Origin of the sequence: Salipiger sp. D13 (assembly GCF_003703915.1) — a bacterium.
GTDB classification, from domain to species: domain Bacteria; phylum Pseudomonadota; class Alphaproteobacteria; order Rhodobacterales; family Rhodobacteraceae; genus Salipiger; species Salipiger profundus.
The window spans coordinates 1-20,719 of the sequence record NZ_ML112591.1 but is presented as its reverse complement, the minus strand read 5'-3'; the positions used below and the strand labels follow the sequence as shown (position 1 = coordinate 20,719).

Genomic DNA, 20,719 nt, shown 5'->3' with positions numbered 1-20,719 from the left:
GCCCCAAGTGCCGGCTCGACCAGGGGCATTCCTTGCACGAAGCTTATGCAAGGCAGCATCTCGCGAGACACTGACCTGAAGGGCGGGAAGCAATAGTTCGCCGCATCCGAAACGAACGGCCGCAAGGCGCAGGACGTCGAGCTCCCTGAAGTTTGGGAAGCGGGACCGGATGACTGAGCGTGAAGCGCATTCGCGGAGGCCAGGCCTGAGACTGGGCACCCAGTCCATATGCCTCCCGGCCAGCGGATGCCGGCCGGGAGGTCTGATGTGCTTACGTCAGCCTACTCGGGCAGGGCGAAGGCCATGATGTAATCGCCCCGGATCGGGGTGGCGCGGTTGCCGCCCACAGTGATCACGAGAAACTGCCGACCGCTTTCCGGCGAAACGTAGGTCATAGGGGTGGTTTCACCGCCGACGGGCAGGCGGCCCTTCCAGAGCTCTTCACCGGTGCGGACGTCCAGCGCCCGGATGAAGTAGTCCTGCGTGCCGGCCATGAAGACCAGGCCCGATGCCGTGTTGACCGACCCGCCGAGGGTGGGCAGGCCGATCGGGATCTCGATCCCGGTGGCGATGCCGAGCGGACCGGCATCCTTGATGGTGCCGAGGGGCTTGGACCAGAGCACCTCGTTGGTGTTCAGGTTGACCGCCGACAGGGTGCCGAAGGGCGGCTCCTGGCAGGGGATGCCGAGCGGCGACATGAAGCGATCCTGCTGCAGTCCGTAGGGCGTACCCGCCATCGCCGCCGCGCCGCCGTGCGTTTCACCCGATTCCGACATCTCGTCGAAGGTCTCGCGTTCGATCAGGCGCGAGATGATCGGCAGACGGATGTCGTTCACCGTCATGATGCCGAGATCCTCGTTGATCGACACCGAGCCCCAGTTCATCCCGCCGGACCAGCCGGGGTAGATGATGGTGGGATCGGTCGTCAGCGGGGTGAAGTCGCCCTCGTAGCGCGCGCCCTTGAAGCGGATCCGGCAGTAGAGCTGGTCCACCAGGGTGGCGCCCCACATGCGGTTTTCCGACAGCAGTTCCGTCCCGAAGGAGGGGAAGCTGGAATAGGGCTGCGTCGGCGAATAGGTCTCGCTTTCGACGCCTTCGGTGGGCACGGGGCGTTCCTCGACCGGCACGATGGGCTCGCCGGTTTCGCGGTTCAGCGCGAAGATATGGCCGCGCTTGGTGGGCTGGTAGACCGCCGGGATGGTGCCACCGTTGCCGTCGGGCGCATCGTAAAGCACCGGTTGCGAGGCAACGTCGTAATCCCACAGGTCGTGGTGGGTGGTCTGGAAATGCCAGGCTTCGCGGCCGGTCTCGATGTTCAGCGCCACGATGGACGAGGAATACTCGTTCGCGGCCTCGGAGCGGTGACCGCCCCAGAAGTCGGGGGTGGCGTTGCCGACGGGCAGATACACGAGGCCCAGCGTGTCGTCATAGGACATGGTCGACCAGACGTTCGGCGTTCCGCGCGAATAGCTCTCGCCCGGGGGCGGCAGCAGGGTGATCGACGGATCGCCCAGGTCCCAGGCCCAGACCAGTTCCGAGGTGCGTGCGTCGAAGGCGCGGATCACGCCCGAGGGCTCGCCCACTTCGGCGTTGTCATGCACCCAGCCGCCGATGACGATCAGGCCGCGGCCCACGGTCGGCGAGGAGGTCTGGAAGTAGTAGCCGGTCTTGATCTCGCCCATGCCGGTGCGGAGGTCGAAGATGCCGTTGTCGCCGAACTCGGCGCAGGGCTCGCCGGTGCGCGCGTCCACGGCCAGCAGGCGCGCGTCCACGGTCGACGAGATGATACGGCGCGAACAGGTCGCACCGGCGTCCAGCGCGGCGACATCGCCGTTGCGTTCGGACGGGGCCGGGTCGTCGTTGGTGTCGTAGTAGATCACGCCACGGCAGCGGGGGAAGATGTTGCCCTCGGCCTCGGGATCGAAGGTCCAGATCTCTTCGCCGGTCTCGCTGTCCACGGCGAAGAGGCGCGAGCTGTGGGTGCAGCCGTAGAGCATCCCGTCCACCTGCAGCGGCACCGTGATGTGGCCTTCGCCGCCGACGGGGATTTCCCCGGTGCGGTAGGTCCATGCGGGCTCGAGCTGGGCGACGTTCTCGGGCGTCAGCTGGGTCAGCGACGAAAAGCGCGTGCCCTCGGCGTTGCCGCCCCAGACCGCCCAGTCCTCATCGGCGGGCGCCGAGACTCCGGCACCTGCGGCGAGGTCGGGGGTGCCCTGCGGCTTGACGATCCACTGGGTCTGGAAGGCCCCGGCGAAGGTGGCGACGATGCCAAGGGCCAGCACGCCGGCGACGAGGCGCGGCGCCTTGAAGGAGCGGCCCGGCGCGAATTTGTAAGCCGGCAGCAGCAGCAGCACGGCGACCGCCAGAACGGCGGGGGCCATCAGGTCCGAGATCAGCGGCCAGAGCGCGAAGGCGCTGGTGCTCAGCGACCAAAGAATGGTGACGACGAAGGTCGCGAGGTACAGCACCGCGCCTGCGGGTTTGCGCATCGCCGTCAGCACGCCGGAGGCGAGTAGCGCCAGCCCTGCGGGTGCAAAATAGAATGAGCCGCCAAGCATCAGCAGGCGAACCCCGCCGATCAGCAGCGCGAGGCCGGTTGCGGCAAGGATGAGGCCAAGGATCAGAAGGCTTGCCTTCTTCCATGTCCTGTCGGTTGATTGTTCTGTCATGGAGTCCGTCTTTTTCTTGCACGACGATCCCGTCGTCAGCCGGTCTCGAGTGGACGGGCTGCGACCCTTTGTCGTCCTGGCGCAGGATTGCCAAATCGTGAGCGCGGTCTATGCGCGATCCGCGCACCTCGATCATGCAGTGTGCTCATGAGTTGCGGCCAGCAGCGCAGACGCCGCAGCTGTTCCGGACCGACAGGCGCAGGCCGCCGGGTCAGCAGGGGAGGACACGTTGATGAATGAGCCTCATCAGTGTCTGCGCCAATCCAAGACTACAGACCGCCGGACGGGACGTTAGATCGAGGAGGGCACCAAGGAGCCTGCCATGCCCAAAGACATCCCATCAACTGAGACGCAAGACGAGCCATCGCGGGCCCCGCTCGTGATCATCGCCCTGGCAACGCTCGTGTCGCTCGCCACGTTTTCCGCTCCGTTGACCGCGCTCGAGGCGATGACCGCCTCGCTCTCGCTGAGCAGTGCCGAACAGGCTTGGGTCATGAGCGCGATGCCGCTCGGCTGCGCCGTCGGTCTGCTGAGCGCCGGGGCGCTCGGCGACACCCTGGGACGCCGGCGCACCTTCGTCGGGGGCCTTGTGCTGATGGCGCTGGCGTCGGTCGCGGCTGCGCTGTCACCGACGGGTTTCATGCTGATCATTGCCCGCGTGGTGCAAGGGCTCGGCAGTGCGGGGGTTATGGCCTGCGGGCTGGGCCTGCTGGGACAGGTCTATCATGGCGCCGCGCGGCAGCGCGCGGCGGCGATCTGGGCTGCGGGCCTTGGCGGCGGGGCGGCCTCCGGGCCCGTGCTGACCGCGATGCTCCTTCCGGTCGGCGACTGGATGGCGGCGCACTGGCTGCTGGCCGTGGTATCGGGGGTGCTGGCAGTGCAATCCGAGAAACTTCCGGAGAGCGCCCGGATCCCGCACCGCGTCGACATCGCGGGAAGCATCCTTCTCATGATCGGGCTGTCATGCCTGCTGGCGGCCCTGACCGAGCTGCGCATGGGGCTGACCGCAACGGTCGTGGCGCTCGTAGGAATCGCGGTCGTTGCATTGTGTATTTTCGTCCGGATCGAGCGCCGGGTTTCCAACCCGATCCTCCGTCTCGACCTCTTCGGCCACGCGCCGTTCATCGGCGCGACGCTGGCGGCGCTTGCGTCGGGGGCAGGGGTGCTGTCGCTGATGTCGCTTGTGCCAACCTTTCTCGAGCGCGGCATCGGTCTTGATCCGTTCGCGGCCTCGCTGATCACGCTGGCATGGTCCGGCGTCACGGTGATTGCGGCGGTTGGCGCGCGTTACCTGCCGCAGGGGCTGACACCGCGGGCGCAGGTGTATCTGGCAATCCTGGGATGCGCCCTGGGCCAGTTGCTTCTTCTGCTATCCTGGGACGGCATGAGCTGGTGGGTCGTTCTGCCCGGACTGCTGGTCGCCGGAATGGCCAACGGCATCCTCAACGCGGCGCTCGGACACGCGGCCGTCGAGAGTGTCCCGCCCGAGCGGTCAACGATGGGATCTGCAGCCAACAATACCGCTCGTTATATCGGTTCGGCCCTGGGCATAGCACTGGTGTCGGTGCTGATCGCATCAAGCCGCGAGGGTGATTTCTTCACTCACTGGCACCAGGCGGTTCTCGCGACGTCGCTTATGAGCCTGCTTGGCCTCCTCGCCATGGTGCTTCTCAACCGGCAGGATCAGCGGCAAGCCGCCTGAATCATCCCCACGAGAAGGATTGGCGCGACGCATTGCGGGCGGCAGGTCGGGGCGACATTCCCGCCAACCCGCTGTCCACTATCGACTTGAGGAGCAGGCGAAGTGCGCGCGGCGCTATCCGAGTTCTCTGGGTGCGGCAGGTTGGGCCTTGCCGCCGAAGTAAAGAACGTCTCGCTTACTTCTTCGGCGTTTCGCGCGTAGGGGGCCGGGACAGGAAGCGGCCACCTCGTACCCCCGTCGCGTCGGCTCGCGATCTCGGGTCCTCGCACTTGTCGGTGGAGGAGCAGACCCCAGCTGATCAGCGCCTGCCGCCTACAAGAAGACGCCCACGCCACGGTCGTGCCGAAGCGACGTCAGCCTGCGAGGTCCGCGAGGTTGGCGTCGAGCAGAGCCTGCTGCTCGACCGGACCCAGTCCTTCGTCGAGGATGTCGCAGAGAACTTCGAAGACGGCGGCAGCCGGGCCGTCCGAGGCGGTCTGCCAGATCCATTCGGAGCCGGCCATCGCGACATCGAGGAGGTCGCCACGCACTGCCTCGAGATCGGGCTCCGGCAGGTCGAGGGCAATGCGCACATCCCCGGCGCCTTGCCGGGGCAGGTTCACATCATTCTCGTATTGCTCGAAGTTGTTGAAGAATTCCTGCTGGATGCCGGAAGAGACTGCTCGTCTGATGATCTCGAAGATCGGACGCAGCAGGTCCTTGGTCTGCTTGCCGCCTTCCACGGCCTCCAGCGCATCGATGAGCAGGGGCTGTCCGCGCTGGCTCATCGGAACAGTCAATTCGAGTCTCACTCTAAAGAAAACCTCCCCGCAGTGGTTGCCTCGCTCGACTTATCCCGCCGCAGGCCGATGGCAAGGTGGAACCGCGCAGCTTGGATTTGCGATTGAAGGGCAGTGTGTCAAAACCCACTTCGGCCTGCCAGGGGGCTTGGACTTGCCTGCGTCGGGTAAAGAGCGATCGGGTTACGTCCCCGGCCTTTCTCCTGAAGGCGGTCGTGCCAAGGACGTCGCGTGATGAAGCCCGTAAAACGACGGATTGCCTCCGCCCCGGCGGGGCAGCGCCGGCGCCGGATCGCCGGTGGTGCGATGCGTTCGCCCGAGACGGCATGAGCGCTAGGTGCTTCTACGAACACGACCTGATGCGAGGGTCCGCGCCGCTCTGCGGACGGATACCTGGCAACACGACACCAAGACCTGGAGACTTCGACATGGCAACCACCGGCAAGCAACTGTTCACGACACTGGAGGCGGATGGCACGCTGACCGTCGCCATCGAGGAGGTCACCTTTCCCGACCCGACCGGCGACCAGGTGCTCGTCAAGATGGAGGCGGCGCCGATCAACCCGTCGGACCTGGCCATCCTCGTCGGTGCGGCGGACCTGGAAAATGCCAGCTTCTCGCCCGGCAAATACGTTGCCACCATGCCCGAGCCCTTCAACGCGGGCTCGAAGGCGCGCCACGGTCTCAAGCTGCCGGCGGGCAACGAAGGCGCCGGCACGGTCGTCGCGGCCGGGGACGGCGACACAGCGAAGGCGCTGATGGGGCAGCGCGTCTCCTGCGTGCCGGGCAATGCCTACAGCCAGTATTGCATCGCCGACGCCGGCATGTGCCTGCCGCTCGGAGACCATTCGGCCGAGGAGGGCGCGAGCGCCTTCGTCAACCCGATGACCGCACTGGGCTTCGCCGAGAATGCGAAGATGGATGGCCAAAACGCGATCCTGCACACGGTCGGGGCCTCGAACCTTGGTCAGATGCTGACCCGCATCTGCAAGGAGGACGGCCTCGGTCTGGTCAACATCGTTCGAAAGCAGGCCCAGGCCGACCTGCTCGCGGGGATCGGTGCCACCCACGTGGTCAATTCCTCGGACGACGACTTCATGCAACAGCTGACCGTGGCAATCGACGACACCGGCGCCTTCTACGGCTTCGATCCCATCGGCGGCGGCCATGCGGTCGACACCGCCTTCAAGGCGATGGAGCAGGTCGCGGTGAGCAAGATGACGGAGTACTCGCGCTACGGCTCGAACCAGCCGAAGCGCATGTTCATCTACGGGCGCCTTGACACCGGCCCGACGACGCTTACCCCGAGCTACGGCTTCGGCTGGACGCTGTCCGGATGGCTTCTGTTCCCCTTCCTGCAGGCTGCGGGAAGTGAGACGGTCGCCCGTATGCGCAAGCGCGTCCGCGACAATCTCACGACGACCTTTGCCAGCCACTACAAGACGCGGGTGAACCTCGAGGAGATGCTGACCCGCGAGGCCGTCACCGACTATCGCGAGATGAAGACGGGGGAGAAATATCTCGTCACGCCCTGGGACTGAGGGCGCCGTGCGGACATGGCCTGATCCGACTGCCGGGCACTGACTGCTCGGCGCGGCGGCACTTGGCAGATTGCGCCGACCGACGAAATGGTGACGGCTGCTCCGGTCCTGCTTGAGCGTGTGGGGCCGGACCTTGCCGGATCTACCGGACTCGCCAGCCACGGAAAGATCGGAGGCATGGAGCGCGGCATGTGTCGATGTCGATTGAGAGACGCAGAAGCCTTCCGCCCTTTTCTTGCCGCTCGGTGCGCGGGGAAGGGGCTGCCTGCGGCCACCTCCCGCCCTTCTGCGCACCTGGATGGACCCGGCATATAACATGGCGTGAACCTGCCGCGGCACCATACCCCCGAATGCCGGTGCTGCGATGCCCTCTCAGGGCGCGGCGGGCGCGGCTTCTTCGCCTCCGGTCGCAAGGTGCCGGGCCAGCATGAGTGCCCCAGACAATGCTGTGCCTTTGGCGGCGACGAGCGCGTCAGCCATCTCCCCGGGCAACCAGTCCTTGTAGGCCGGTGCAGTGCCCCCGATCAGGCAGAGCGGCTCGCCGGGCTGCCAGCCAAGCGCATTGAGACCCGTGGCGATATAGGCCGCGCCGCGCCGCATCTGCAGTGCCGCCGCCGCATCGCCTTGCGCGGCGGTCACCCGGGGCGCGATGCGGCCGAAGTCCTCCGGGGTCGCCGAGCTAGCGAAGGCGACCACGCCCGCCGGGCCGCCCATCTCGGCAAGCAGGTCACGGGTCAGCGGGCTTGCGGGCTCCAGACCGTCGTGAGCACGCAGCGCGTAGACGAGGATCTCGCGGCCCAGCCAGGCGGCCGACGCCTCGTCTCCCAGAACCAGCCCGTGGCCGCCCAGCGTCGTGAAGCGCGCGTCCTCCTGTCGGGCCAGGAAACTGCCGGTGCCGATCCCCGCGACGCAGCCGCGCCCGGGGCCGAGCGCGCCGACCACGGCTGCGCGCCGGTCTTCCTCGACCACCACCCGATCAAGCGGGAGCGCTGCCGCAACGCGCGCGGCGAGCTCCGGACCGGTCACTCCGGCGAGCGCGAAGTAGGCTGGGCAGGGCCGCAGCGCCGCGGGGGGCAGCCCTTCCTTCCGGGCGATCTGCGCGAGCCCCGCGACAAGCGTGGCCACCGCACCGTCGAAGTCGGTGGTGACATTGGCGGCCCCGAGGCGCACCTCGACCGAGCGTCCCTCGTGTTCGAGCGCGAGGCGGCAGGTCGAGCCGCCGGCATCCGCCGCGAGGATCATCGTGCAAGCTCGCGCATGCCGCGGTCGATGCCCTCGAGGGTCATCGGCACCATGCGATCGTCGAAGATCTGGCGGATCATCGCGATGCTCTGGGTGTACTGCCAGTGCCGTTCGGGCACCGGGTTGATCCAGAGGTGGTCCGGCCATTGCGCCCGCGCGCGCTCGAGCCAGGCCTGGCCGCTCTCGGCGTTCCAGTGCTCGTTGGCGCCGCCGGGATAGGCGATCTCGTAGGGGCTCATCGAGGCGTCGCCCACGAAGATGCACTTGTAGTCCGGCCCGTAGGTATGCAGCACGTCCCAGGTCGCGGTCTGCTGGTCCCGGCGCCGGCGGTTGTCGCGCCAGACGCCCTCGTAGAGACAGTTGTGGAAGTAGTAGTACTCGAGATGCTTGAACTCGGCCCGCGCCGCCGAGAACAGCTCCTCGACCACGCGGATGTGCATGTCCATCGAGCCGCCCACGTCGAGAAACAACAAGAGCTTCACCGCGTTGCGCCGTTCCGGGCGGGTCTTCACGTCGAGGTAGCCGTGATCCGCCGTCGCGCGGATCGTGACGTCGAGGTCGAGCTCCTGGTGCGCCCCGTCGCGCGCCCACTGCCGCAGCCGCTTCAGCGCCACCTTGATGTTGCGGGTGCCGAGCTCGACGCTGTCGTCGAGGTTGCGGAACTCCCGCTTGTCCCAGACCTTCACGGCGCGGCGGTGCCGGCTTTCCGCCTGGCCGATGCGCACGCCCTCCGGGTTGTAGCCGTAGGCCCCGAAGGGCGAGGTGCCGGCGGTGCCGATCCACTTGTTGCCACCCTGGTGGCGGCTGTCCTGCTCCTTCAGGCGCTCCTGCAGCGTCTCCATCAGCTTGTCGAAGCCTCCGAGTGCCTCGATCTCGCGCTTCTCCTCGTCGCTCAGGTGCTTCTCCGCCATCCGGCGAAGCCACTCCTCCGGCAGGTCCACCGCTTCCAGCACCTGCTCTGCGCCGATCTGCTCAAGCCCCTCGAAGCTCGCGGCAAAGGCCCGGTCGAAGCGGTCGATGTGGCGCTCGTCCTTCACCATGGCGGCACGGGCGAGGTAGTAGAACCCCTCGACGTCATAGGTCGCGAGCCCGGCGCGCAAAGCCTCGAGAAAGGTCAGGTACTCGCGCAGGCTGACCGGCAGCTGCGCCTTGCGGAGGTTTTCGAAGAACGGAATGAACATGCGCGGTCCTTTCGGAGGCTCGGCCGCATCCTACGCGAAGCGCCGCGCGCTGCAACCGGCGCGCGCCCGGCGCTTCTTCTGGCTGGAAATATTCCCGGGGAGTCGCGCGCAGCGCGGCGGGGCAGAGCCCCGGATCTCAGGTCGCCAGCTTCTCGATCACGATGGTGACGATGAGGCCCGCGATGCCGAAGGCGATGGCATAGACCAGGACGAACTGCGCGATGTCGGCGGCGTTGCCCTTGCGCCGCCGGGCGGTCAGCCCGCCCAGAATGGCCCCGATCAGCACGGCTGCAATGACGATCATCTGCGCTCCTAGCTCCCCTTGAGCGGATTGAGCGCGGCGATCTCCCGCAGTTTCGCGTGCACGGCCCAGTCCGGGCCGAAGCCGTATCGTGCCCAGCCCAGGGAGTCCAGCCGCACGCGGCGCGCCTCGGAATGGCGACCCTCGAGCCCCAGCGCCTCGGCGCGCATCAGCATGAGCGTCGACAGAAGGGCGGCGTTCTCGTGGCGGGCTGCGGTCTCGAGATGCGGGCCGATCAGCCGCAGCGCGTCCTCGGGGCGGCTGTCGTGCACCGCATAGGCCGCCAGCTGCGCGGCGACATAGGCGCGGTGCAGCCCTGTGCCGGGCGCCTGCGCCAGCGCGCCGTCGGCCCGCAGGAACTCTGCACGGGCGGCCTCGGTGTCGGTGCCCTGCAGCATGCGGCCCATGGCGTAATGCGAAAACCCGAGCCGATGGTCGCGCCAGCCGGCCCGTTGCGCGATGCGCAGCGCCCGCGCGGCGGCGGCCTGTCGCTCTCCCGCCGTGGCACCGGGACCGAGCGCCGCCTGGATCGCCGCGATCCAGTCCCGCGACGTCTCCGGCAGGTGGCGGGCGGGCAGGTTGGCTCCGCCTGGATTGACCCGGGAAAGGACCGCGGGCAGCCGCGCGGCGACCTCCGCCCGCGACAGGCCCGAGCGCAGCGCCGGATCGTAGAAGGCCCGTAGCACCGTCATGTCGTAGCCGGTAAGCACGGTGTGCACGTTGTCGTCGTTGAAGATGCTGTCGGGCAGGCGGTAGAGGTCGTTGAGCGGGCCGAGCGCCTGAGCGATCTCCTCGTGAAGGCAGTCGCGCAGCTCCTGCGGGGCGGCATCCGCCGGCAGGAACACCGCGACGCGCTGCCGTTCGCGCACGCTGCTCCAGCTCACGGCGGGGCTTCGGCGCGCGCGCAGGTACTCGGGCAGCGACGAGGCGTTCGGCACCACGAAACAGGCGGCCTGCGGCAGATTGCGGCGGATCTCGGCGCGCGGCACGCCGACGAGGGTGATGTTGGCCTCGGGCGCCGTCACCCGCGAGATGTCGATGCCGGCTTCCGTCCGGAGCCGGTGCAGCAGCTGCGCGAGATCCGGCCCGAGAGTCGGCGGCGCGTCGCCGGTGACGCGCAGGGTGATCGGCCCCTCGAAGCGCGAAAAGGTCTCGAGGGCGCGGCCGGATTCGAGACTGAAGGCAAGGTCGAGCACGTCACGTGCAAGGTCCGCGTTCGACACGACCGGCGCGGTCGGCTGCGCACTTGCGAAATGCTTCATCCCGGGCAGCGGCGTGACCGGCCCGACCATCACCGCGGCGCGCGAGGCCGTGTCCGGCCCCGGTGCCGGCATGCATCCCGCGAGGGTGAGACAGAGCGCCGCGAGAAGCCGTCGCATCAGGGCCGTTGGTACTTGATGAAGGGGGTGAGCGTGCCGATCCGGTCGTAAAGCTGGCGCGCGGTGTGGTTGAATTCCTGCGTCATCCAGTAGACCGAAGGAGCCCCGGCCGCATCGGCGGCAGCATAGACCCCCTCGATCAGCGCCCGCCCGACGCCCTTGCCGCGAACCTCGGGTGCGGCGTAGAGGTCCTGAAGATAGCACACGTTCTCGATCCGCCAGCAGTGCCGGTGGAACAGGTAATGCGTGAGGCCGACAAGCTTGCCGTCGCTCTCGGCGACGAGCGCGTTGTAGTCCTGCGCGTCGTCACCGATCAGCCGGGCGAAGGTGGTCTCGTAGACCTCGTCCGGAACGCTGGTCTCGTAGAAGGTGAGATAGGCCTTCCAGAGGGCGTGCCAGCCCGGCTTGTCCGCTTCGGTGAGAGGGCGAACGGTGACATCGGAATTGGACATCCTGAAGATCCTGCCTGTTTTGCCGCCCGGGCACTTGGCGGCCCGGTGCGTCGCTCTCGTTTCTGGCGCGATCCTATCGCGGAAACGGGGCGCTTGCCCAGCAGTCTGACCGAAAAGGCACGATTTTACCGCGCGGTGACGCAGGAGCGCCGCACGCGAACTTGCGTGACAAGGCGCTTCCCTCCCGGCAAAGCGATCCGCAAAGATTGTTCGTCCGAACAATCTTCTCCGGTGCGCCCGACCGGGGCGGCGCGCAGAAAAATCTTCGAAGGAAGATTTTCCGGGTCAGCCGCCGGTGTGGCTCATGTGGCGGGACACGCGTCCATCAACGGTCTGGCGCGAGTAGTCGAAGTCGTGACCTTCGGGCTTGCGCGCGATGGCATTGCGGATCGCCTGTTCGAGTGGCGCGTCGCTGTCGGGATGATTGCGCAGCGCGCTGCGGAGATCGGCGTTGTCCTCTTGCCCGAGGCACATGAACAGCTCGCCGGTGCAGGTGAGGCGCACCCGGTTGCAGCTTTCGCAGAAATTATGGGTCAGCGGCGTGATGAAGCCGATCTTCTGCCCGGTTTCCTCGAGCCGCACGTAGCGCGCCGGCCCGCCGGTGCTCTCGGGCAGGTCGGTGAGCGTGTATTGCTCGGCCAGCCGCGCGCGCAGGTCGTCGAGCTTCCAGTACTGGCCCAGCCGGTCCTCGTTGCCGATGTCGCCCATCGGCATGACCTCGATCCAGGTCAGGTCGATGCCGCGCTCGGCGCACCATTCGGTGATCGGGAACAGCTCGTCCTCGTTGAAGCCCTTCAGCGCCACGGCGTTGAGCTTCACCCGCATCCCGGCCTTCTGCGCCGCGTCGATGCCGCGCAGAACCTGCGGCAGCCGGCCCCAGCGGGTGATCTTCGCGAATTTCTCCTCGTCGAGCGTGTCGGCCGAGATGTTCACCCTGCGCACACCCGCGTCATAAAGCGGCTGGGCGAAGCGCTCGAGTTGCGAGCCGTTCGTGGTGAGCGTGAGCTCGCGCAGTGCGCCGCTGTCGAGATGGCGCGTCATGCGCTGGAAGAAGGTCATGATATCGCGCCGGACCAGCGGCTCGCCGCCGGTGATGCGCAGCTTCTCGACACCGAGACGCACGAAACTCGAGCACATGCGGTCGAGTTCCTCGAGCGTGAGCAACTCCTTCTTCGGCAGGAAGCTCATGTTTTCCGACATGCAGTAGACGCAGCGGAAGTCGCAGCGGTCGGTCACGGAGACCCGCAGGTAGGAGATCGGGCGGGCGAAGGGGTCGATGAGCTTGTCCATGCACCGAACCTAGGCCTCAAAGTGCGCTCCGACAAGCGCAGTCGCGATTGCCAACCCCGCGCAATTGGTCCTAGGCTGCGCCCATGAAACCGATTTTTCTCACCCCGCTCCTGCTTTTGGGGGCCTGTTCGCAGGTGTCCTCGATCTTTTCCGGCCCGTCCGACACCAAGCCGGCCGCCGCGACCGCGTCCTCGGAAGACGCGCGACCTCAGGCCCGCCCGGCTCCGGAGGCCGGCTCCGGGTCGACGGCGGCGATGTCCTCCGGCCGCTCGGCTGATTCTCTCGACACCACGTCCGAGGAAGAGCGCGCCGCCGCGTCCTCGGCGCCCGCGGCGGGCGGAGAGACGATGCTGGGCACCTCGGTGGCCTCTCTGGGCGACCCGGCGCGCTCGGGGTTCTGGCTCGAGACACCGCTGGTATCCTCGGAAACCGAGGGCCGGGTGGTCTTTCCCGGGACCGGCAAGTCGGCGCAGGTCCAGCTCATCCCGATCGAGGGGCCGGCCACCGGCGGCAGCCGGATCTCGCTATCCGCGATGCGCCTGATCGGCGCGCCGCTTACAGATCTGCCGACTCTCGAGGTCTACAGCGGTGGCTGAACTGACGGGGCCGCGCGCCGGTTGCCGCGTCGAGGCGCTTGGCAGCCACGGGGCGATCGGTCATGGTCGAAAAGGCAGCGGCGGGGGTGTCCCCCTCCGCTTACACCATTGGTCTAATATGCCGCCGGTCATCAGCGTGTACTGTGACCACGGGGAGAAAGGGAGGACCGCCCAATGCACATGAGTGACACCCGCGAGATCAAGGCGCCGCGCGACCTTGTCTGGACCGCGATCCTCGATCCGGAGGTTCTCAAGCAATGCGTGCCCGGCTGCACCGAGATGAGCGGCAGCCCCGAGGAGGGGTTCGAGGCCACGGTGGTGCAGAAGGTCGGCCCGGTAAAGGCGACCTTCAAGGGCAAGGTGACGCTGTCCAACCTGAACGAGCCGGAGAGCCTGACGCTCTCGGGCGAGGGCAAGGGCGGTGCGGCGGGCTTCGCCAAGGGCGGGGCCGACGTGACGCTGACCGACAAGGGCGACGGCGTGACCGAGCTGCACTACGAGGTCGAGGCCAAGGTCGGCGGCAAGCTCGCGCAGCTTGGCAGCCGGATCATCGACGGGTTCGCGAAGAAAATGGCAGACCAGTTCTTCACCAACTTCCAGGACGCGCTCGAGGGGCCCACGGACCCCGACGAGGCCCCCGAGGCCGAGGGCGAAGCGGCGGAAGAGGGCAAGAAGAAGGGCTGGTTCAAGCGCATGGTCTCGAGCTGAGGCGCACGGGGACCGTGACGGCACAGGACGACAGGACATAGAGCAAGGGCACCCAGGGAGGACTTGATGACCAAGGTAACGATGACGGTGAACGGCAAATCCGTCTCGAAGGAGGTCAGCGGCAACACGCTGATGACCGAGTTTCTGCGCGACGAATTGCACCTGACGGGCACCCACGTCGGCTGCGACACCAGCCAGTGCGGCGCCTGCGTGATCCACGTCGACGGCGTGAGCGTCAAGGCGTGCAGCATGTTCGCGGCCGAGGCCGACGGCGCCGAGGTCGGCACCATCGAGGGACAGGCCAACGCCGACGGCTCGCTGAACGTGATCCAGCAGGCATTCCAGGACCATCACGGGCTGCAGTGCGGCTTCTGCACGCCGGGCATGGTGATGACGGCGGCCTCGCTGCTGAAGGAGAACCCCAGGCCGACCGAGCACGAGATCCGCGATTATCTCGAGGGCAACATCTGCCGCTGCACCGGCTACCACAACATCGTCAAGGCGATCATGGCGGCATCGGGGCAGGACGTGAGCGGCATCGCCGCAGAGTGACGCGCCGCCCCTGCGGCGCACCCGTCCCGCGGGGAGGGGCGCTGCGATGGCAGGTTTGACAGCACGGACGGCGGGTCGCGGCAAAGAGGAGTGCCGCGCCGGTATCCGGGAGAGTTCGCGAGGCGGGCAGAGCCCCGCCGCATTCAGGGAGGAGTTTTCATGCCCAAGGATCATGGCATCGGCGCCGCGCCGAAACGCCGCGAGGACGTGCGTTTCCTGACCGGCAGCGGTCAGTACACGGACGACATCAACACCTATGGCCAGACCTACTGCGTGTTCCTGCGCTCGGACGTGGCGCACGGGACGATCAACAGCATAGACACCAGCGAAGCCGAGGCGATGCCCGGCGTCGTCCGCGTCTTCACCGGCAAGGATTTCGAGGGCATCGGCGGGCTGCCCTGCGGCTGGCAGGTGACCGACAAGCACGGCGAGCCGATGAAGGAGCCCGCGCACCCGGTTCTGGCACAGGGCAAGGTGCGCCACGTGGGCGACCCGATCGCCGCGGTGGTGGCCGACAGCCTCGAGGAGGCCCGCAACGCCGCCGAGGCCATCGTCTACGACATCGAGGAGCTGCCGGCCGTTGTCGACATGAAGGCGGCGCTCGCCGAGGGCGCGGCCAAGGTGCATGACGATCTTGCCGACAATCTCTGTTACGACTGGCAGTTCGGCTCCGACCAGGAGGCCATCGACAAGGCGTTCTCGGAAGCGGCGCATGTCACCACGCTGGAGCTGGTGAACAACCGTCTCGTCGCCAACCCGATGGAGCCGCGCGTGGCGCTGGGCGAATACAACCGCGCCAACGACGAGAGCACGCTCTATACCACCTCGCAGAACCCGCACGTGATCCGGCTGCTGATGGGGGCCTTCGTCCTCGGCATTCCCGAGCACAAGCTGCGGGTCGTGGCGCCCGACGTGGGCGGCGGCTTCGGCACCAAGATCTTCCACTACGCGGAAGAAGCCTTTGTCACCTTCGCCTCGCGGCAGATCAACCGGCCGGTCAAGTGGACCTCGACCCGGTCCGAGGCCTTCATGTCCGACGCGCACGGCCGCGATCATGTCAGCAAGATCGAGCTGGCGATGGATGCGGACAACAACTTCATCGGCCTCCGGACCGACACCTACGCCAACATGGGCGCCTACCTGTCGACCTTCTCGTCGTCGGTGCCGACCTGGCTGCACGGCACGCTGATGGCCGGCAACTACAAGACGCCGGCGGTGCAGGTGAACGTGAAGGCAGTTTTCACCAACACCGTGCCGGTTGACGCCTACCGGGGGGCCGGCCGCCCCGAGGCGACCTTCCAGCTCGAGCGGCTGGTGGACAAGGCCGCACGCGAGGTGGGCGCCGACCCGATCGCGCTGCGCCGGCAGAACTTCATCACCGAGTTTCCCTATGCCACGCCGGTCGCGGTGGAATACGACACCGGCGACTACGTGGCGACGATGGACAAGCTCGAGGAGATGATCGACCGCGCCGGTTTCGAGGCGCGCCGCAAGGAGAGCGAGGCCAACGGCAAGCTGCGTGGGCTGGGCATCAACTGCTACATCGAGGCCTGCGGCATCGCGCCGTCGAACCTCGTCGGCCAGCTCGGCGCGCGCGCCGGTCTTTATGATGCGGCCACCGTGCGGGTGAACGCCACCGGCTCGATCTCGGTCATGGTCGGCGCACACAGCCACGGCCAGGGCCACGAGACGGCCTTTCCGCAGGTGGTCGCCGAGATGCTGGGCATCGACGAGAGCATGATCGACATCGTGCACGGCGACAGCTCGAAGATCCCCTTCGGCATGGGCACCTACGGCTCGCGCAGCCTCGCGGTCTGCGGCTCGGCCATGGTCCGGGCGACCGAGAAGATCATCAACAAGGCGAAGAAGATCGCTTCGCATCTTCTCGAGGCCTCCGAGGCCGACATCGAGCTCAAGGATGGCCAGTTCACCGTGGCGGGCACCGACAAGTCGGTCGCCTGGGGTGACGTGACGCTTGCCGCCTACGTTCCGCACAACTACCCGCTCGACGAGATCGAGCCGGGCCTCGAGGAGACCGCCTTCTACGATCCGGCGAACTTCACCTATCCGTCGGGCGCCTATGCCTGCGAGGTCGAGGTCGACCCGGAAACCGGCCGCGTGACCATCGAGCGTTTCGCCGCTGCCGACGATTTCGGCAACGTGGTGAACCCGATGATCGTCGAGGGGCAGGTGCACGGCGGCCTTGCGCAGGGCATCGGGCAGGCGCTGCTCGAGAACTGCGTCTACGACGAGGACGGTCAGCTGCTCTCGGCTTCCTACATGGACTACGCCATGCCGCGTGCCGAGGACGTGCCGTTCTACCAGGTCGACCACTCCTGCTGCACGCCCTGCACGCACAACCCGCTCGGGGTGAAGGGCTGCGGCGAGGCCGGTGCCATCGGGTCGCCGCCGGCGGTGGTCAACGCGGTGATCGATGCGGTGAACTCGGGCGGCTTCAAGGTCGAGCACATCGACATGCCCGTGTCGCCGCACCGGGTCTGGCATGCGATGCATGGCTGAGGCGCTTTCCGGCGGTCGCGCTTGACGCGGTCGCCGGGCGGCCCGAGTATCTGGAAAAAATGAGAGGGCAGGGGCGGCGCGCGTCCCGGTCCCTCCCGCAGGAGGAACGAAGATGTACAGCTTCGAGATCGAGACCCCGACCACCGTCGCCGATGCGGTGACCGCGCTGGGGCAGGAAGAGGCCCAGGCGCTTGGCGGCGGGCAGACGCTGATCCCCTCGCTCAAGGCGCGGCTGGCGGCGCCGGCGGTGCTGGTGAGCCTCGCCAAGATCGCCGAGATCAAGGGCGTGAGCACCGAGGGCGGCACCGTGACCATCGGCGGCGGCACCAACCACGCCACCGTCGCGGCCGAGGCGGGGGCCTACCCGGCGCTTGTCTGGCTCGCGTCGAACATCGGCGACCCGGCGGTGCGCAACCGCGGCACCATCGGCGGCAGCCTTGCCAACAACGACCCGGCGGCCTGCTACCCGGCGGCGGCGCTGGCCTCGGGGGCGACGATCAAGACCAACACCCGCGAGATCGCCGCCGACGACTACTTCCAGGGCATGTTCGAAACCGCGCTGGAAGAGGGCGAGATCGTCACCTCGGTGAGCTTCCCGATTCCCGAGAAAGCCGCCTACATGAAGTTCGAACAGCCCGCCTCGCGCTTCGCGCTGGTCGGCGTCTTCGTGGCAAAATACCCCGACGGCGTGCGCGTGGCGGTCACCGGGGCGTCGGAAGAGGGCGTGTTCCGCTGGACCGAGGCCGAGGAAGCGCTGTCGGGCAACTTCTCTCCGGAGGCGCTCGAGGGGCTGTCGGTGCCGGCCGACGGCATGATCAATGACCTGCACGGCTCGAACGCCTACCGTGCCCATCTTGTCGCGGTGATGACGAAACGGGCGGTGAAGGCCGCGTCCTGAGCCCCGAGCAAGATTGCACGACTGAAGCTCCCGGTTTTGCGAAACCGGGGGCTTTCGCATCTTTGTCGTAGCGGTGTCGCCTCCTATATCGAAGCCATGTTGCAGAATACTCCCGCCTCCCCGACGTCCATTCCCGTCTCCGTGCTCGACCTGTCGCCCGTGCCCGAGGGGCACACGACCGCCGAGGCGCTGCGGAACACCATCGAGCTTGCCCGCCATACCGAGCGGCTCGGCTATCATCGCTACTGGCTCGCCGAGCATCACAACATGCCCGGCATCGCCTCGGCGGCGACCTCGGTCGTCATCGGTCAGGTGGCGGCGGCCACCAGCCGCATCCGGGTCGGCGCCGGTGGCATCATGCTGCCCAACCACTCGCCGCTGGTGATCGCCGAGCAGTTCGGCACGCTGGCCACGATGTTTCCCGACCGTATCGACCTCGGGCTCGGGCGGGCGCCCGGCTCCGACCAGATCACCGCCATGGCGCTGCGCCGCAACCATGCGTCCGGCGACCGCTTCCCCGAGGACGTGGTCGAGCTGCTCGGCCTCTTCGGTGATGCTGCCGAGGGCCAGCCGGTGCGCGCGGTGCCGGGCGAGGGCACCCATGTGCCGGTCTGGATTCTCGGATCCTCGCTGTTCGGTGCGCAGCTCGCGGCGCATCTCGGGCTGCCTTACGCCTTCGCCTCGCACTTCGCTCCGGATGCGCTCGAGCAGGCGATCCAGATCTACCGCGAGCGCTTCGAGCCCGGCATCACCGACAAGCCGCATTTCATGCTCGCGGCCAACGTCTGGGCCGCCGACACCGAGGAAGAGGCGCTGCGGCTGAAATCCTCGCAGCAGCAGCAGTTCATCCGGCTGCGCACCGGCGCCCCGGGCAAGATGCCGCGCCCGGTCGACGACATCGCCGCGGTCACCGACCCGCGCTATCTCGAGATGGCAAACCGCGCGCTCAGCATCTCCGCGACCGGCGACCGCGCGCAGGTGGCGCGTGGGCTGTCGTCGCTCATCGAGCGCTACGCGCCCGACGAGCTGATCCTGTCGAGCGCGATGCACGATCCAGCCGCGCGTCTGCGCAGCCACGAGATCGCCATGGAGGCGCTTCAGGGCGAAGCGCTCGCTGAACACGCCCGTCGTTGAGGTTTCGGTAACCGCTGCCGGTGTAACTCTCCCCCGTGGATGCCGCGAGGGAGAGTATCATGCCACTGCGCTGGAAAGCGAAACAGACCCGGCGGATGACGCCGGAAGAGGCGATCGTGCAGCTCGTCGAACGCACGCAGGCCGTGATCGATTTTGCGCCCGACGGCACGGTTCTGCGCGCGAATGAGAATTTTCTCGCGGCCTTCGGCTACACCGCGGAAGAGGTGATCGGCCAGCATCATCGCCTGTTCGTTCAGCGCAAGTTCCGCGAGAGCGAGGCCTACCGCGTGTTCTGGGAAGACCTGCGTGCGGGTAAGTCTTTTTCAGACGAGTTTCCGCGGATCACGAAGGACGATCGCGTCCTCTGGCTCAGCGCAACCTATGCTCCGGTGCTGGATGAGACCGGAGCCGTCGTGCAGATCACCAAGATCGCACGCGAGATCACCAGCCAGCGCCAGGACATTGCGGCCGTCAGGACCGGGCTCGAGATACTGGGCGAGGGCCATCTTGGGCATCGCATCACTTTGTCGAGCCAGAGCAGCCTCGGTGACCTTGCCACGGCCTACAATCGCGCCGTCGAGATGTTCGCGGAGCTGATCTCCCGGGTGCGCAGCGCCTCCGACACCATTGATACCACTGCCGCGCAGATCGGAACCAATTCTGACGAGCTGTCCCGGCGCACCGAGACGCAGGCTGCCACGCTCGAACAGACGGCGGCCGCGGTCGAACAACTGAACACCAACGCGAAGTCCGCAGCCGAATACGCGCTCGAGGTCGGGAACGAGGCTCAGGATACCCGGGCTGCCGCCGAGGGCAGCGGTCGGGTGGTCGAGGACGTGACGCTGGCGATGCAGCGGATCGAGACCTCGTCGGACTCGATTGCCCAGATCATCTCGGTCATCGATGACATTGCCTTCCAGACCAATCTGCTTGCGTTGAACGCCGGGGTCGAGGCCGCGCGCGCCGGCGATGCAGGGCGCGGTTTCGCGGTTGTGGCCGGGGAAGTGCGGACCCTCGCGCAACGCTCGGCGGAATCAGCGCAAGAGATCAAGACCCTCATCAGCGAGAGCGGCGGGCATGTGAAGGCGGGCGTTGATCTCGTCGGGCGGGCGAGTACCGAACTCTCCAACATCTTTGCCGGCGTCGAACGGATCTCAGATCGCATCCGTGAGGTCGTGCAGGGCCTGAACGAGCAAACCATGACCCTGGGCGAGATCAACACTGCGATTTCGCAACTCGACACGGTGACCCAGCAGAACGCCGCGATGGTCAACGAGACCTCCGGCGCCATCCGCGATCTCGCCGCCGAGAGCCGAAGTCTCTCCGAAGGAGTCGGTGTCTTCCGCGGCGCCGGAAATGACTCTGCCAGAGGTGTCGCGCATACCGGCTGGGAACTGGATGCCGGGGCAGGGCAGGTGTCGGCTGCTTCAGGGTGAGCCCGGGCGCCTTCGGTCGGTGAGCGTGATTGCGGTGACGTGCGAGACCGAGGGGAGGGGGCCGTTTGGCCTGTTCCCCCGCAGGAAAATCGCGAGCGCCCTGTTCCTCTGCCCTGCCTCGCATCGCGGCTCGGGGCGACTCGTACCGGGCGCCATCGATTCCGGTCGATTCCGCGTGATTCCGGCGGTCTCTTGTGTCTGGTGGCGAGTTTTTCCCAAAATGTTGATGCGGCACGGCTTTCTTGCCGCCGGGTAAGGCGCGACGCTTGGTTTGAGGGCTTGGCGGGTTGTGGTCTCAGGGTGTTCGCAACGCATTGATTTTGAACGGGTTCCGAGGAA

General features: G+C 67.2%; 17 protein-coding genes. 9 read left to right on the top strand and 8 right to left on the bottom strand.

Annotated elements, in window-relative coordinates; genetic code table 11:
* Nucleotides 1–281: 281 nt before the first annotated feature.
* Nucleotides 282–2,669: a membrane-bound PQQ-dependent dehydrogenase, glucose/quinate/shikimate family gene (locus tag D6860_RS04365; protein ID WP_076624927.1), complete on the bottom strand. Its 2,388-nt coding sequence runs from the start codon at nt 2,667–2,669 to the stop codon at nt 282–284.
* A gap of 322 nt (nt 2,670–2,991) precedes the next feature.
* Here D6860_RS04365 and D6860_RS04360 point away from each other — a divergent pair, with 322 nt between their 5' ends.
* Entirely contained in the window at nt 2,992–4,371 is a 1,380-nt protein-coding gene (locus tag D6860_RS04360) for an MFS transporter (protein WP_076624926.1), read from the top strand.
* Nucleotides 4,372–4,724: 353 nt separating this feature from the next.
* Here the strand turns inward: D6860_RS04360 and D6860_RS04355 are convergent, their stop codons facing one another.
* A complete protein-coding gene (locus tag D6860_RS04355; protein WP_076624925.1) occupies nt 4,725–5,138 on the bottom strand; it encodes a hypothetical protein in 414 nt (137 codons plus the stop codon).
* A gap of 440 nt (nt 5,139–5,578) precedes the next feature.
* Here D6860_RS04355 and D6860_RS04350 point away from each other — a divergent pair, with 440 nt between their 5' ends.
* Nucleotides 5,579–6,691, top strand: a complete 1,113-nt coding sequence (locus D6860_RS04350; RefSeq protein ID WP_017468171.1) for a zinc-binding dehydrogenase — start codon at nt 5,579–5,581, stop codon at nt 6,689–6,691.
* Between the two features lie 372 nt (nt 6,692–7,063).
* Here the strand turns inward: D6860_RS04350 and D6860_RS04345 are convergent, their stop codons facing one another.
* From D6860_RS04345 to moaA, 6 genes are all read right to left on the bottom strand, one after another.
* Nucleotides 7,064–7,933, bottom strand: coding sequence for a glucosamine kinase nucleotide-binding domain-containing protein (locus D6860_RS04345; protein ID WP_076624924.1), 870 nt, complete (start codon nt 7,931–7,933; stop codon nt 7,064–7,066).
* Nucleotides 7,930–9,114: a vWA domain-containing protein gene (locus tag D6860_RS04340; RefSeq protein ID WP_076624923.1), complete on the bottom strand. Its 1,185-nt coding sequence runs from the start codon at nt 9,112–9,114 to the stop codon at nt 7,930–7,932. Before D6860_RS04340 ends, D6860_RS04345 begins: the two co-directional genes overlap by 4 nt.
* A 136-nt stretch (nt 9,115–9,250) precedes the next feature.
* Nucleotides 9,251–9,418 (bottom strand): Z-ring associated ZapG family protein, encoded by a 168-nt coding sequence (locus tag D6860_RS04335; RefSeq protein ID WP_076624922.1) that lies wholly within the window; start codon nt 9,416–9,418, stop codon nt 9,251–9,253.
* Between the two features lie 8 nt (nt 9,419–9,426).
* Entirely contained in the window at nt 9,427–10,794 is a 1,368-nt protein-coding gene (locus D6860_RS04330) for a DUF2927 domain-containing protein (RefSeq protein WP_076624921.1), read from the bottom strand.
* A complete protein-coding gene (locus tag D6860_RS04325; protein WP_017468307.1) occupies nt 10,794–11,246 on the bottom strand; it encodes a GNAT family N-acetyltransferase in 453 nt (150 codons plus the stop codon). Before D6860_RS04325 ends, D6860_RS04330 begins: the two co-directional genes overlap by 1 nt.
* Nucleotides 11,247–11,531: 285 nt before the next feature.
* Nucleotides 11,532–12,536, bottom strand: a complete 1,005-nt coding sequence (gene moaA / locus D6860_RS04320) for a GTP 3',8-cyclase MoaA (RefSeq protein WP_076624920.1) — start codon at nt 12,534–12,536, stop codon at nt 11,532–11,534.
* A gap of 83 nt (nt 12,537–12,619) precedes the next feature.
* Here moaA and D6860_RS04315 point away from each other — a divergent pair, with 83 nt between their 5' ends.
* The 7 genes from D6860_RS04315 (at nt 12,620) to D6860_RS04285 (ending at nt 20,380) form a co-directional block, all read left to right on the top strand.
* Nucleotides 12,620–13,132, top strand: a complete 513-nt coding sequence (locus tag D6860_RS04315; RefSeq protein ID WP_076624919.1) for a hypothetical protein — start codon at nt 12,620–12,622, stop codon at nt 13,130–13,132.
* A gap of 174 nt (nt 13,133–13,306) precedes the next feature.
* The gene (locus D6860_RS04310; RefSeq protein ID WP_076624918.1) at nt 13,307–13,840 is read left to right on the top strand and encodes a CoxG family protein; all 534 of its coding nucleotides are present in this window, start codon (nt 13,307–13,309) and stop codon (nt 13,838–13,840) included.
* Between the two features lie 66 nt (nt 13,841–13,906).
* Entirely contained in the window at nt 13,907–14,392 is a 486-nt protein-coding gene (locus D6860_RS04305) for a (2Fe-2S)-binding protein (RefSeq protein WP_076624917.1), read from the top strand.
* Between the two features lie 159 nt (nt 14,393–14,551).
* Nucleotides 14,552–16,912, top strand: a complete 2,361-nt coding sequence (locus D6860_RS04300) for a xanthine dehydrogenase family protein molybdopterin-binding subunit (RefSeq protein ID WP_076624916.1) — start codon at nt 14,552–14,554, stop codon at nt 16,910–16,912.
* Nucleotides 16,913–17,024: 112 nt separating this feature from the next.
* Entirely contained in the window at nt 17,025–17,810 is a 786-nt protein-coding gene (locus tag D6860_RS04295; protein WP_076624915.1) for an FAD binding domain-containing protein, read from the top strand.
* A gap of 96 nt (nt 17,811–17,906) precedes the next feature.
* Nucleotides 17,907–18,944 (top strand): LLM class flavin-dependent oxidoreductase, encoded by a 1,038-nt coding sequence (locus D6860_RS04290; RefSeq protein WP_076624914.1) that lies wholly within the window; start codon nt 17,907–17,909, stop codon nt 18,942–18,944.
* A gap of 59 nt (nt 18,945–19,003) precedes the next feature.
* Nucleotides 19,004–20,380 (top strand): methyl-accepting chemotaxis protein, encoded by a 1,377-nt coding sequence (locus tag D6860_RS04285; protein WP_076624913.1) that lies wholly within the window; start codon nt 19,004–19,006, stop codon nt 20,378–20,380.
* Nucleotides 20,381–20,719 lie beyond the last annotated feature (339 nt).

Coding starts and splice junctions, on each gene's coding strand:
- D6860_RS04295 (WP_076624915.1), top strand. CDS start 17,025: ATGTACAGCTTCGAGATCGAGACCCCGACCACCGTCGCCGATGCGGTG.
- D6860_RS04315 (WP_076624919.1), top strand. CDS start 12,620: ATGAAACCGATTTTTCTCACCCCGCTCCTGCTTTTGGGGGCCTGTTCG.
- D6860_RS04355 (WP_076624925.1), bottom strand. CDS start 5,138: ATGAGCCAGCGCGGACAGCCCCTGCTCATCGATGCGCTGGAGGCCGTG.
- D6860_RS04290 (WP_076624914.1), top strand. CDS start 17,907: ATGTTGCAGAATACTCCCGCCTCCCCGACGTCCATTCCCGTCTCCGTG.
- D6860_RS04365 (WP_076624927.1), bottom strand. CDS start 2,669: ATGACAGAACAATCAACCGACAGGACATGGAAGAAGGCAAGCCTTCTG.
- D6860_RS04310 (WP_076624918.1), top strand. CDS start 13,307: ATGCACATGAGTGACACCCGCGAGATCAAGGCGCCGCGCGACCTTGTC.
- D6860_RS04285 (WP_076624913.1), top strand. CDS start 19,004: ATGCCACTGCGCTGGAAAGCGAAACAGACCCGGCGGATGACGCCGGAA.
- D6860_RS04300 (WP_076624916.1), top strand. CDS start 14,552: ATGCCCAAGGATCATGGCATCGGCGCCGCGCCGAAACGCCGCGAGGAC.
- moaA (WP_076624920.1), bottom strand. CDS start 12,536: ATGGACAAGCTCATCGACCCCTTCGCCCGCCCGATCTCCTACCTGCGG.
- D6860_RS04340 (WP_076624923.1), bottom strand. CDS start 9,114: ATGTTCATTCCGTTCTTCGAAAACCTCCGCAAGGCGCAGCTGCCGGTC.
- D6860_RS04305 (WP_076624917.1), top strand. CDS start 13,907: ATGACCAAGGTAACGATGACGGTGAACGGCAAATCCGTCTCGAAGGAG.
- D6860_RS04325 (WP_017468307.1), bottom strand. CDS start 11,246: ATGTCCAATTCCGATGTCACCGTTCGCCCTCTCACCGAAGCGGACAAG.
- D6860_RS04350 (WP_017468171.1), top strand. CDS start 5,579: ATGGCAACCACCGGCAAGCAACTGTTCACGACACTGGAGGCGGATGGC.
- D6860_RS04330 (WP_076624921.1), bottom strand. CDS start 10,794: ATGCGACGGCTTCTCGCGGCGCTCTGTCTCACCCTCGCGGGATGCATG.
- D6860_RS04360 (WP_076624926.1), top strand. CDS start 2,992: ATGCCCAAAGACATCCCATCAACTGAGACGCAAGACGAGCCATCGCGG.
- D6860_RS04335 (WP_076624922.1), bottom strand. CDS start 9,418: ATGATCGTCATTGCAGCCGTGCTGATCGGGGCCATTCTGGGCGGGCTG.
- D6860_RS04345 (WP_076624924.1), bottom strand. CDS start 7,933: ATGATCCTCGCGGCGGATGCCGGCGGCTCGACCTGCCGCCTCGCGCTC.